Here is a 13,121-nt window from a genome sequence, read left to right on the forward strand (position 1 = left end):
CCGACCCCACCCTCCCGCGGTCGCGGCCTTGACACCCGTGGCCTCGCACCCGCGCGTTGCCGTCCGGGGCGCCGGTAAACAGCCTTAAATCCGGCCGAAGTCGATCGGCGCACGTTCCCTCGTCCGGCCTTCGGCGGGGTGCTGAACAGGCGGTACGCCCTCAACCGAACGGTCCGGAGCAGGGTGAGCTACCGATGAGGAACGCCGGAAGTGGTCGGTCAAGGGGGTGAAGCCGAATGGGTGAATTAGCGACGGGTGCTGCGAATATGTCCAGCTAGCGCGGCGATGGATTTGGTTACGGCCATTCTCTGACGTTTTTCCTGCGGCTTAAGTCGGCCGCTCACCCTATGTTTGCGCCGTGTCTGTCGAAACCCCTTCCGTGGATGAAGCCACCGACATCATCGCCCGAGACGATCTTTCGTCGCCGGTATTCGTCGATGCGTCGGGACGCCGAGGAAAGCGAATCCGAATTGTTTTCGGCGCGCTTGGAGCGGCGACGCTCGTCTATGGAGCGCTGGTGGCCACGAGCCTCGCCGGCGGCCCGCTCAAGCCGCAACAGCTGCTGCCGTTCCCGGAGCTGGTGAACAACCTGCCCGTGCTCGACCAGGGTCAACCCGCGACGCAGCCCGGCGCCAAGAGCACGGCCGCCGCCAAGCAGGCCGCGGTCGCCACGGCCAAGAAGATCAACCCGTCGAACCGGCCGGCGCAGGGCGGCGCCATCGCGGTACCCACCGGAAGCGCACCCGCCACGCCCGGCGCGACGGCGACCGCGACGCCGCCCGCGGAGGCGACGGATGCTCCGCCGACGACCCAGCCGAGCACGCGTCCGAGCGCCTCGCCGACGCCGACGAAGAGCGCGGAGCCGACCAAGGGGCCGACCGGCACGCCGACGCCGACGGCGACCGAGGGCACCGCGACCGCGCTTCCGGTCGAGACGGGCGGGTCGGGCCAGACGCCGGGCACGGTGCCGGTCAACGACGACGCCGCCGGGCTCCCGGGCGCGACGCCCGTCGCCACGAGTTCGGGCGGGAGTGATGGAGGCTCTGGGGGTACCAACGCGAACCCAAGCGCCACCGCGAGCCTGGGCCCGGCGTGAGCCGCAAGAGGAAGGCCGCGAAGGGCGGTAGGAAACGCTTCTCGTTCACCCGTCTCGTCTTCGGCATCGTCCTGCTGAGCATGCTCGCGGGCGTGCTGTTCGTCGAGGCGTACGTCAACGCCGAGTTCCACCCCGACCACAGCGAGAGCGGCGGCAAGCAGGCCACCGTGCCGCAGGCGGTCATCGACGGCGGCCCGATCATCGACACCCGCAACAACCAGGTCCACTCGTACGCGCTGCCCGAGAAGACCATCGCGCTCACCTTCGACGACGGCCCCGACCCCGAGTGGACGCCGCAGATCATGGAGGTGCTGCGCCGGCACAACGTGAACGCGACGTTCTTCGTCGTCGGCACCCAGGTGACCCGGCACGCCGACATCGTGGCCGAGCTCGCGCGCGGAGGCGACGAGATCGGCATCCACAGCTTCACGCACCCGCGCCTGGACCAGCTCACCCAGTGGCAGCGGGAACTGGAGTACTCCCAGACCCAGCTCGCCGTGGTCAAAGCGACCGGGCAGAAGTCGGCGCTGCTGCGGCTGCCGTACTCGTCCAGCGCCGACGCCATCGACGACGCCAACTGGCCCCTGATCAAGGACGCCGGTCGCCTCGGGTACCTGTCGATCATGACCGACACCGACAGCCGCGACTGGAGCCTGCCGGGCGTCGACAAGATCGTGGCCGGCGCGACGCCCGAGGGCACCAAGGGCTCGATCGTGCTCATGCACGACGCGGGCGGCGACCGCAAGCAGACCGTCGAGGCGCTCGACAAGTTCATCCCGATGATGCAGCAGCGGGGGTACGCCTTCACGACCGTCTCCGGCGGCCTGACCAAGGCGCTGGCGGGTCAGAGCATCGCCCTGGAGGCCCCGGCCACCCCGACCGACCAGCGGCGCGCCTTCGCGCTCGTCACCGCGGTCACGGTCGCGGACTCGATCATGGAGCTCCTGCGCATCCTGTTCCTCATCGTCGGCATCCTGACGATCGCCCGCACCGTCGCGCTGTTCCTGCTCGCCGGCCGCCACGCGCGGAGGCGCCGCGCCAAGACGTGGCAGTGGGGCCCGGCGATCACCGAGCCGGTCTCGGTCATCGTGCCCGCCTACAACGAGAAGGAGGGCATCGAGGCGGCCGTGCGCTCCCTCGCGAGCGGCGACCATCCCGGCGGCATCGAGGTGGTGGTCGTCGACGACGGCTCGACCGACAACACCAGCGAGCTGGTCCAGGCGCTGCAGTTGCCCAACGTGCGCGTCGTGCGCATCCCCAACGGCGGCAAGCCCAACGCGCTCAACACCGGCGTGGCCCTGGCCAGGCACGACATCATCGTCATGGTCGACGGCGACACCGTTTTCGAGCCGGATTCGGTACGCCACCTGGTCCAGCCCTTCGCCGACCCCACCGTCGGCGCGGTCGCGGGCAACGTCAAGGTCGGCAACCGAAAGTCGATCGTCGCGCGGTGGCAGCACATCGAGTACGTCATCGGCTTCAACCTCGACCGCCGGCTGTACGACATCCTGCAGGTCATGCCCACGATCCCGGGCGCCATCGGGGCATTCCGGCGCCAGGCCCTGCGCGACATCGGCGGCATCAGCCACGACACGCTCGCCGAGGACACCGACGCCACCATGGCCCTGTGCCGGAGCGGCTGGCGGGTCGTCTACGAGGAGCGCGCCCGCGCGTGGACCGAGGCCCCGAGCACCCTGCGCCAGCTCTGGCTGCAGCGGTACCGCTGGAGCTACGGCACGATGCAGGCGATGTGGAAGCACCGCCGGTCCATCGTGGACAGCGGACCGTCCGGCCGCTTCGGACGCGTGGGCCTGCCGTTCATCGCGTTCTTCGGCATCGCCCTGCCCCTGCTGGCGCCGCTGATCGACATCCTGCTCGTCTACGGCCTGTTCTTCTCCAGCTGGAAGATCACCACGGCCGCGTGGCTGGCGATGTTCACCATGCAGCTGATCACCGCGATCGTGGCGTTCCGCCTGGACAAGGAGAAGCTGCGGCCGCTGTGGGTGTTGCCACTGCAACAGTTCGTGTACCGCCAGCTGATGTACATCGTCCTCATCCAGTCGATGGGCACGGCGCTGACGGGGGCGCGGCTGCGCTGGCACAAGCTGCACCGCGCGGGGTCGGCCGGGGCGAGCGCTCCGTTCCCGTCTCAGGCCGCGACGTCGCCCACGGTTGGCGCTCTGTCCTCCTCCCAGGCCGCTCCGTCGCCCACGGCCGGCGCTTCGGTCCCGTCTCAGGCCGCGACGCCGCCCATGGCTGGCGCTTCGTTCCCGTCTCAGGCCGCGACGTCGCCCACGGCCGGCGCGCCGTTTCCGGTCCAGGCCACGACGCCGCCTGCCGACCGTGTGCCCGAGACGTCGCCTGCTGCGGCGACCGCGCCCGAGACGTCGCCGCTCGGCGTGTCCTCGTCGGCCTCGGCAGCCTCGCTGGCGGGCCCGGCGCAGGTTGGTTCGCGGGCCGGCTCTCCAGTTGGTACGCGGGCCGGCGCGTCGGACCTGGGATCGGCGGACCGCAGCGTGGCGAGGACCCCGACGGCCGCTGCGGCGTCTGATGAGGCTCCGATGGTGGGCGACGGGTTCGCTTCGGTGAGCCGCGACGTCACCGCGTCCGCGCGTGGCAACGACCTCGACTCGCCACACAGCCCCTATGGCGCGTCCGCGCGCGGCGCCGAGCTCGACTCGCCGCGCGGCCTCTACAGCGCCTCCGCACGTGGCAACGACCTGGACGCGCCGCGCGGCCTGTACGGCGCCTCCACGCGCTGGGACGGCTTCGACGTTGCGAGCGTTGGTACCGGTGCTTCCGCGGTCGGCGACGGCGATAGCGACGGTGCTGGGCGTGACGGTGCCGGGCGTGACGGTGCTGGGCGTGACGGTGCTGGGCGTGACAGTGGCGGGGAAGGTGCTGGCGGGCGCGGTGGCGGGCATGACGGTTCGGCAGGGCTCGGAGACGGCGACGGGGGCGGGTCGAGTCGCGGGGTGGCCCGGGTGCCCAACGCGTCCTCGCCCGGGCATCGGGTTTCCGAGCACACGGCCGTGCTGTACGCGGTGTCGCACTCGTCGGTGCTGCGCTCCGCCGCGGCCGAGCGCGACGGTGAGGAGGACTGAGTGCCGCCCATCTCGGTGCGCCGGGGCCTTGGCGCCGCGGCGTTCGTAGTGGCCTCGCTGGCCCTGGCCTCGCTCGCGGTGCGCGCGCCCGAGCGAAGTGACGACGGGGCGACGGACACCGCGGCGGCCGCGTCGCCCGCCGTGGGCCGTACGCCGGGCGAGACCGCATCGGTGGCGCCCAGCCCCGACGGCCGCCGCTCCGTGCGCGTCGTCCCGAACCAGAAGATCCGCGGCGACCTGTCCGACCCGCAGAAGAAGGACATCGCCATGCGGCTCGTGTCCAGTGCGGAGAACTCGACGCTGGACTGGACGGCGCAGTACGGCTACATCGAGGACATCCACGACGGCCGCGGGTACACGGCGGGCATCGTGGGCTTCTGCAGCGGCACCGGCGACATGCGCGCCGTCATCCAGCGCTACGCGGAGGCGGTGCCGGGCAACAAGCTGGCCGCGTACCTGCCGGCCCTCAAGCGGCTCAACGGCAGCGCCGCGCACACCGGGCTCGACCCGAACTTCACCGCCGACTGGAAGGCCGCCGCGGCCGACCCCGCGTTCCGGGCCGCCCAGGACGCCGAGCGCGACCGCATGTACTTCAACCCGGCCCTGAGCCAGGCCAAACAGGACGGCCTGCGCATCCTCGGCCAGTTCATCTACTACGACGCGATCGTCATGCACGGCGCGAACGGCCTGACCAAGCTCCGCCGTGCCGCCGCCCAGGTAGCACCCCCGCCCGCGCGCGGCGGCGACGAGGCGGCGTACCTGGAGGCCTTCCTCGACGCCCGCGTGGCCCTCATGGAGGACGAGGAGGCCCATGACGACGAGAGCCGCGTGGAGGACGCCCAGCGGGTGTTCCTGGCCGCCCGCAACTTCGACCTCGATCCGCCCCTGCAGTGGCGGGTCTACGGCGACCTGTACCAGATCGCCGTCTGACCCCAGCCTCGCGCGTTTCCCCGCGCCCGGACGCGCCGACTCGGCCGCGCTCGGGCGCGGCTTCGTTTCCGGCAGTTGCGCACCGTTCGCCGCGTCCGCGAGCGCACCGTTCGCCGCGTCCGCGTGTGGCTGCGAGAGTGGTTGGGAGGTCCGCCGCGATGCGGCCGATTGCCTTCAGGCCTGCACATCGCGTTCCCACGTCGGCGAATGCTGGCGTGTGCACCCCAGGCGTCTGTGCGGTCATGCGTCTACGCGCCCGGACGTCTGCGAGGCGCACGGTGGTGGGGCCAAGCGCCTGAGGGGCCGCACGCCTGCGTGGAGGCAGGGCCGCACGCCCGCGAGGTCGCGTGGCGGTGGGGCCGCGTGGCGGAGAGGCGGCGTGGCGGTGGGGACGCGTGGTGGGGCGGTGAGGCGGCGTGGTGGTGAGGCCGGGCGGTGGCGCGTTGTCGGCTGACGGTGAGGGGCCGACGCCAGGGCCGAACCGCCGCCTTCGTCTTCCGCGGGAAAACGCGCTCCCGCGCGCCGGTAGGCTGGGGGTGTGAGAGTGCTAGCGGCGATGTCCGGCGGGGTCGACTCGGCGGTTGCGGCTGCTCGCGCCGTGGCGGCCGGGCATGACGTGACCGGGGTGCACCTTGCCCTCGCGCGGAATCCGCAGACCTACCGCACGGGCGCGCGGGGGTGCTGCACGCTCGAGGACTCGCGCGATGCGCGGCGGGCCGCGGACGTGATCGGGATCCCGTTCTACGTGTGGGACATGGCGGAGCAGTTCCACGAGGACGTGGTGGACGACTTCGTGGCGGAGTACGCGGCCGGGCGGACGCCGAACCCGTGCCTGCGGTGCAACGAGAAGATCAAGTTCGCGGCGGTGCTCGATCGGGCGGTGGCGCTGGGGTTCGATGCGGTCGTCACCGGGCATCATGCGCGGCTCGGGAGCGACGGGCTGCTGCGGCGCAGCGTCGACCTGGCCAAGGACCAGTCGTACGTGCTGGCCGTGCTGACCCGCGCGCAGCTCGACCGGGCCATGTTCCCGCTCGGCGACTCGACCAAGGCCCAGGTGCGCGCGGAGGCGGCCGAGCGCGGGCTCGCGGTGGCCGACAAGCCCGACAGCCACGACATCTGCTTCATCGCCGACGGCGACACCAAGCGCTTCCTCGCGGAGCGGCTCGGGCAGGCGCCGGGCGACATCGTCGACGCCACCACCGGAGCGGTGGTCGGGCGGCACGAGGGCGCTTACGCGTATACGGTCGGCCAGCGCCGCGGCCTCGATCTGCGGGTGTCCGCGCCCGACCGGCAGCCGCGCTACGTGTTGTCGATCACGCCCGTGACCAACACGGTGACCGTCGGGCCCGCGGCCGCGCTCGACGTGTCGTCGGTGGTCGGTGAGCGGCCCGTGTGGACCGTGCCGGCGGCGGGCTCGGTCGCGTGCGAGGTACAGATGCGGGCTCATGGTGAAACGCACCCGGCGACCGTGCGGCTGGAGGAAGGCCGCCTCGTGGCCGCGCTCGGGCGCCCGGCGCGCGGGATCGCGACCGGGCAGGCCATCGTGTGCTACGAGCCGTCGCCGGACGGTGACATCGTGCTCGGCTCGGCCACCATCGCCCAGACCTCCTGATGACCGGCCGCCGGCCACCGTCCGCGCGCGATGCCCTCCAGCTCGCACGCCGCCCGAACCTCGCGGCGTCGCGTCCGACGGGCATTGCAGGTCGCCCGGACCTCGCGGCGTCGCGTCTGTCGGGCTTTGCACGTTGCCCGGACCTCGCGGCGTCGCGTCTGTCGGGCTTTGCACGTTGCCCGGACCTCGCGGCGTCGCGTCTGTCGGGCATTGCACGTCGCCCGAACCTCACGGCGGCGCGTCTGACCTGCATCGCACGAACCCGACCAACCGCGCCGCAAATCCGCCAGGCCGGTCCGCTAGCCCGCCGGGCCGGTCCGCAAGGCCGCCGGGCCGGTCCGCAAGGCCGCCGGGCCGGTCCGCAAGGCCGCCGGGCCGGTCAAAAAGGCCGCCGAGCCGGTCCGCAAGGCCGCCGGATCGGTTCGCCAACCCGCTTGACTTGTGTCTCGCACGCCTCTCTGACCTCGGAGTACATGCCGTGACGTCGTTTCCCTGGCCGGTCGGCAGCGCGACCGGCATCGGCTCCATGCCCGGCACCGACGTCGCCGAGGCGCAACGCCTCGTGCTCGGCGAGCTGCCCGACCTGCCGCACCTGCCCGAGCTGCCCGCGCGGGGCCCCGGGGCGGACATGATCGGGCGCGGGGGCACATTCCTGGACGGGATCCCGATCGAGCTGTACGCCGCGCGGTGGCGTGTCGCCGCCCGGCCCGGGCACGACCTGCGCGTCGCGCGGGACCTGCTCGAACGCGACCTGGACACGATGACGGAGCAGGCCGGGGAGTACAGCGGGCTGTACAAGATCCAGGTGCCGGGGCCGTGGACGCTCGCGGCGTCGCTGGGTCTGCCGATCGGCGGGCAGGTGCTGCGCGACCACGGTGCCGCGCGCGACCTCGCGGACTCGCTCGCGGAGGGCGTCCGCGCGCACGTCGCGGAGGTCCGGGCCAGGCTCCCGCGCGCGAGCGTGCTGCTGCAATTGGACGAGCCGTCGCTGCCGGCGGTGCTGGCCGGGCGGGTGCCGACCGAGAGCGGGTTCGGGACGCTGCGCTCCGTGGACCCGTCGGTCGCGCGGTCGGCGTTGTCGGCGGTCATGTCCGCTGCCGGGGTGCCGAGCGTCGTGCATTGTTGTGCGTCGTCGGTACCGCTGACGCTGCTTCGTGAGGCCGGTGCGATCGGCGTGGCGCTCGACCTGTCGCTGGTGCGCGACCTCGATGCGCTCGGCGAGCAGCTGGACTCGGGGCTGGGCCTGCTGGCCGGAGTGTCCGGGCGCTCGGCCGCCGAACAGGCCGACCAGGTCCGCGATCTGTGGCGCAAGCTGGGCTTTTCCAAGAAGTCCCTGCCCGCCCAGGTGGTCGTGACGCCGCCGTGTGGGCTGCCCGCCGACGCGAAGGTTCGCTCGACGCTGACCGCGGTGCGCGAGGCGGGCCGGCGCCTGACCGCTGACCTCGACTGACGCACTTTTTGTCGTACCCCCGGGGTAAGTTCCTAGCCATGACCGACGCTGAGTCCGAACCCACCGAAGAGGCGCGAGAGCGGCACGCGGAACTGGCCCGTGAACTGGACGAACACCAGTACCGGTACTACGTGCTGCAGGCGCCCGCCGTGGACGACTCGGTGTACGACGGGCTCATGCGGGAGCTGGAGGCCATCGAGGCCCGGTTCCCGTCGCTGATCACCCCGGACTCGCCCAGCCAGCGGGTCGGCGGCACCTTCTCGACCGAGTTCGCCTCCGTCGATCACCGCGAGCGCATGCTCAGCCTCGACAACGCCCTCAACGAGCCGGCGCTGGAGTCGTGGGCGGAGCGGGTGGAGCGGGACGCCGGGTCGCCGCCGCGCTACCTGTGCGAGCTGAAGATCGACGGGCTGGCGCTGAACCTGACGTACGAGAAGGGGCGGCTCACCCGCGCGGCCACCCGCGGCGACGGGCGCACCGGCGAGGACATCACGCTCAACGCACGGACCATCCGCGAGATCCCCGAGCAGCTGGCCGGCGACAACGTGCCCGACCTGCTGGAAGTACGCGGCGAGGTGTTCTTCACGCTGGAGGGCTTCCAGGAGGTCAACGCGGCCCAGGTGGCGGCGGGGGAGCGGCCGTTCGCCAACCCGCGCAACGCGGCCAGCGGGAGCCTGCGTCAGAAGGACCCGCACATCACCGCGACCCGGCCGATGCGCATGCTGGTGCACGGGTTCGGCGCGCGCGAGGGGTTCAACCCGGCCAGCCAGTCCGAGGCCTACGAGCTGATGCACGCGTGGGGGCTGCCGACCTCGGCCCGCTACCGGGTGTGCGCGGACATGGCGGGCGTGAAGGCCTACATCGAGGAGTACGGCGAGCGCCGGCACAAGCTCGAGCACGAGATCGACGGCGTCGTCGTCAAGATCGACCAGATGTCGATCCAGCGGCGGCTCGGGTCGACGAGCAAGGCACCGCGGTGGGCGATCGCGTTCAAGTACCCGCCCGAGGAGGCGATGACCAAGCTCCTCGACATCCAGGTCAACGTCGGGCGGACCGGGCGGGTCACCCCGTTCGCGGTGATGGAGCCGGTGTTCGTCGGCGGCGTCACCGTGGAGCAGGCGACGCTGCACAACGCGCAGGAGGTCGTGCGCAAGGGCGTGCTCATCGGCGACACGGTGGTCATCCGCCGCGCCGGCGAGGTGATTCCCGAGGTGCTCGGCCCGGTCGTGGACCGCCGCGACGGCACCGAGCGCGCGTTCGTGATGCCACAGGAGTGCCCGTCGTGCGGCACGACGCTCGCGCCCGGCAAGGAGGGCGACGTCGACATCCGCTGCCCCAACGCCCAGTTCTGCAAGGCCCAGCTGCATGAGCGGCTCTTCGGCCTGGCCGCCCGGGGTGCCTTCGACATCGAGGCGCTGGGCTGGCAGGCGGCCGGGGCGCTGCTGGAGTCGGTGATCCCCAACGAGAGCGAGCTGTTCGACGTCAACGCCGAGCGCCTCGCGCAGGCGCCGTTCTTCGTCAACCAGAACGGCGCGCTGGGCTCGAACGCGCTGAGCCTGCTGGCCAACCTCGAAGAGGTCAAGCAGCGGCCGCTCTGGCGGGTGCTCGTGGCCCTGTCGATCCGCCACGTCGGGCCGACGGCGGCGCAGGCCCTGGCCAACTCGCTGGGCTCGATGGAGGCGATCGCCAACGCCACGACCGAGGAGCTCGTCGCCGTCGAGGGCGTCGGCCCGACCATCGCCCGCGCCGTGCAGGACTGGTTCACGGTGGACTGGCACCGGGCGTGGGTCGAGCGGTGGGCCGCGGCCGGGGTACGCATGGTCGAGGAGCGCACCGACACCGGCCCGCGTCCGCTGGAGGGCGTGACCGTGGTGGTGACCGGCTCGCTCGAGCGGTACTCGCGCGACGAGGCGACGGCGGCGGTGACCTCGCGCGGGGGCAAGGTGTCGGGCTCGGTGTCGAAGAAGACCGGCTTCGTGGTGGTGGGGGAGTCGCCCGGCTCGAAGGCCGAGAAGGCGGAGGCGCTGAAGGTGCCGATCCTGGATGAGGCCGGGTTCGAGCTGCTGCTGACCGAGGGGCCGGACGCGGCGCGCGCGGCGGTGCTGCCCCAGGACGAGGGCGCGGCGGCCGAGGAGGCGGAGGCGGTGGCCCAGGCGGACGCGGCGGCCGACGAGTAGGGGGATCAGGACGGCCGCGACAACGCCGGGACGGGGGTCGGCGAGCGAGGGCTGGGAAGGCCGCGACAGGCCGGGCCGCGGGCGGCGGGCAGGGTAGGCGCGCGGCGAGCAGGGCACACGGCAGCGGGAGGCCGACAGGGCACGCGGCTGGCGGGCAGGGCGTGTGATGGCGGGCGGCCGCGGAAGCGACGCGCCGGACGCCAGACGCCAGACGAGAGCACACCCAGGCCGCGAACGCCGAAGCCAAGACGGCGGAACCCGAGGCCAACGATCGCGAGGGCGGTGGCCCAGCCCGTTCCTGAGAGCGGTCGAAGGCGCGATCCCAAGGCGGTTAGGAAAGGCTTACCGCAGCACCGCGAAACAAGGCGCCGGAGCGTAGTCGAGCCGCCATCTTGGGTAATCACCAACTAAGACCGCAGTCGATGGGGAATGGACACGCAGCGTCCCGGAAGCGTTACGCTTCACGGATATTCAAGCTGATCTGTCCATTGTGGGATCGCCCGGTCGGTTGAATAGCGCGGCGGTTCTGCATCGATTCGGCATCCTTTCCCGATATTTGCCGCGCTCAGGGTGCAGGCTCGCATGGCGTCAGCACCTCGTCAGCGGATCTTCAACCGCCCCCGGCGGGCAATCTCGGGCCGGGGCCATCGGAAAGCGGGGAACGGATGGAGCAGAGCGCGCTGCGCAACGTCGCGCCGCCTCGGCATCGTCATCGGTTCTTCGCGTACGTCGCGGTGGTTGTCGGGCTCGCCGCGTTCCTGCTGGTCGGGAGCCTGCTGCACGAGGGCCTGCGGGTCGACGCCGCGTTCTGGGTGTTCGCGGGGCTGGCCGTGCTGGCCGACACGCCGCCGTTCGTGCAGGGATCGCGCGACGAGAACGTGCCGACGTTCCCGTCGGTGTGCTTCACGTTCGCCGTGCTGATCGCGTACGGGTGCGCGCCGGCGGTCGCGGTGCAGCTCGGGGCGGTCATCGTCGCCGCGGTGTGGCTCAAGCACACGTTCTGGCGGGCGGCGTTCAACGCCGCGCAGTACATGATCTCGTTCCTGGCCGCGGGGACGCTGCTGCCCAGGACCGGCACCGGGTCGATCCAGGGCGCGCGCGAACTGCTGAGCACGCCGAACATCCCGTGGGTGCTCGCCGCCGTCGTGACCTGGTTCGTGGTCAACAACCTGCTCGTCGCGACCGCGCTGTGGCTGCGCTTCGGCGGGCAGTGGCGCGTCGTGTTCACCCGCGCCGTGCGCAACGACGCGCTGCCGAACGGGGCGCTGCTGCTCGCCGCGCCGGGGTTGGTGGCGGCGGCGTATGTGAATGCACTACTGGTACCACTGGCGCTTCTGACGCTTTTTGCGGTTAGGCGCATGACCAAGCTCGCGGCGCAGCGGGCGCTGGCCGGGCGGCTCGATCCGCTGACCGGGCTCGCGAACCGCAAGGCCCTGGAGCGCGAGGTCGCGGCGCGGCTGCAGGAGCACGCGGAGCGGGCCGAGGGCGGGGCGGCCGAGCGGCGCCTCGCCCTGCTGCTGCTCGATCTGGACGCCTTCAAACAGGTCAACGACGCGCTCGGGCACCGGGTCGGGGACCGGCTGCTGGTCGAGGTCGGCGAACGGCTCACCGCGGCCGCGCGGGCGTCGAGCGAGGACAACCTCGTCGGGCGGCTCGGGGGCGACGAGTTCGCCGTCGTGGTACCGCATCTGCGCGACACCGCCGACGCCCGGCGCTGCGCCGCCGAGATCATGTGCGCGCTGTCCGAGCCGGTGCTGCTGGACGGGCTGCCGATCGACGTGGGCGCGTCGGTCGGCGTCGCCGTGTACCCCGAGCACGGCACCGACTTCGCCGAGCTGATGCAGCACGCGGACGTCGCGATGTACGACGCGAAGGGGCGCGGCGACAACCTGGCCGTCTACGCGCCCGAGAGCGACCACAACACGCCCGAGCGGCTGAGCCTGCTCGCGGACCTGCGCAAGGCGCTCGAGGCGGGGCCGGAGGGCGGCATCGAGCTGTACTACCAGCCGCAGGTCGAGCTGGCCACGGGCGCGGTCGTGGGCGTCGAGGCGCTGCTGCGGTGGCGGCACCCGCGCCGCGGCCCGGTCGACCCCGAGGAGCTGATCAAGGTCGCCGAGCACAGCCCGGTGATGCGGCTGCTCACCCTGCGCGTCGTGGACGAGGCGATCGGGCAGCTCGCGGCGTGGCGGGAGACGGCGCCCGCGACCGAGGGCGTGCGCGTCGCGGTCAACGTGAGCGTGCGCGACCTGCACACGGGGGAGATCGCCGACCGGATCGCGGCCAAGCTCGCGCAGATGTCGGTCGACCCGTCGCGGCTGGAGCTGGAGATCACCGAGAGCGCGCTGATGGCCGACCCGCGCCGGGTGCTCAGCACGCTCGGACGCCTGAAGAAGCTGGGCGTCGCGATCGCGCTGGACGACTTCGGCACCGGGTACTCCTCGATGCTCCACCTGCGCCGCCTGCCCCTCGCCGAGGTCAAGATCGACCGCTCGTTCGTGCTCGGCGTGGCGACCGACCCCGACGACGCCGCGATCGTGCGCTCCATGATCGACCTGGCCCGGGCGCTGGGGCTGCGCGTCGTCGCGGAGGGCGTGGAGGACGAGCGCACGTGGCGGATGCTGGTGGCGGCCGGCTGCGACGTCGCGCAGGGCTGGTACTTCGCCCGGCCGATGCCGCCTGATCGCCTGCTGGACTGGCTGTCGAAGACTGCCGCACGGCCCGTCATCACCACGAAATAGACTCGTCGGGTTGA

General features: G+C 72.2%; 7 protein-coding genes. All 7 read left to right on the forward strand.

What is annotated here, in order from left to right:
* The first annotated feature begins 517 nt into the window (after positions 1 to 517).
* The 7 genes from ACQP00_RS07050 to ACQP00_RS07080 all read left to right on the forward strand — a co-directional run bounded on the left by ACQP00_RS07050 (position 518) and on the right by ACQP00_RS07080 (position 13,107).
* A complete protein-coding gene (locus ACQP00_RS07050; protein WP_433216063.1) occupies positions 518 to 1,096 on the forward strand; it encodes a hypothetical protein in 579 nt (192 codons plus the stop codon).
* A complete protein-coding gene (locus ACQP00_RS07055; RefSeq protein WP_433216066.1) occupies positions 1,093 to 4,200 on the forward strand; it encodes a glycosyltransferase in 3,108 nt (1,035 codons plus the stop codon). Before ACQP00_RS07050 ends, ACQP00_RS07055 begins: the two co-directional genes overlap by 4 nt.
* Positions 4,201 to 5,130, forward strand: a complete 930-nt coding sequence (locus tag ACQP00_RS07060; RefSeq protein ID WP_433216069.1) for a chitosanase — start codon at positions 4,201 to 4,203, stop codon at positions 5,128 to 5,130.
* A 538-nt stretch (positions 5,131 to 5,668) separates the two neighbouring features.
* A complete protein-coding gene (gene mnmA / locus ACQP00_RS07065; protein ID WP_433216072.1) occupies positions 5,669 to 6,742 on the forward strand; it encodes a tRNA 2-thiouridine(34) synthase MnmA in 1,074 nt (357 codons plus the stop codon).
* 526 nt (positions 6,743 to 7,268) lie between these two features.
* On the forward strand, positions 7,269 to 8,192 hold the full coding sequence (locus ACQP00_RS07070; RefSeq protein ID WP_433223735.1) for a methionine synthase: 924 nt from the start codon (positions 7,269 to 7,271) through the stop codon (positions 8,190 to 8,192).
* A gap of 38 nt (positions 8,193 to 8,230) precedes the next feature.
* Complete coding sequence (ligA, locus tag ACQP00_RS07075) at positions 8,231 to 10,369, forward strand: NAD-dependent DNA ligase LigA (protein ID WP_433216075.1); 2,139 nt, start codon at positions 8,231 to 8,233, stop codon at positions 10,367 to 10,369.
* A gap of 665 nt (positions 10,370 to 11,034) precedes the next feature.
* Positions 11,035 to 13,107, forward strand: coding sequence for a putative bifunctional diguanylate cyclase/phosphodiesterase (locus tag ACQP00_RS07080; protein ID WP_433216078.1), 2,073 nt, complete (start codon positions 11,035 to 11,037; stop codon positions 13,105 to 13,107).
* Positions 13,108 to 13,121: the final 14 nt, after the last annotated feature.

The sequence above is a fragment of the Dactylosporangium sp. CS-047395 genome, assembly GCF_050942185.1.
Taxonomy (GTDB): domain Bacteria; phylum Actinomycetota; class Actinomycetes; order Mycobacteriales; family Micromonosporaceae; genus Dactylosporangium.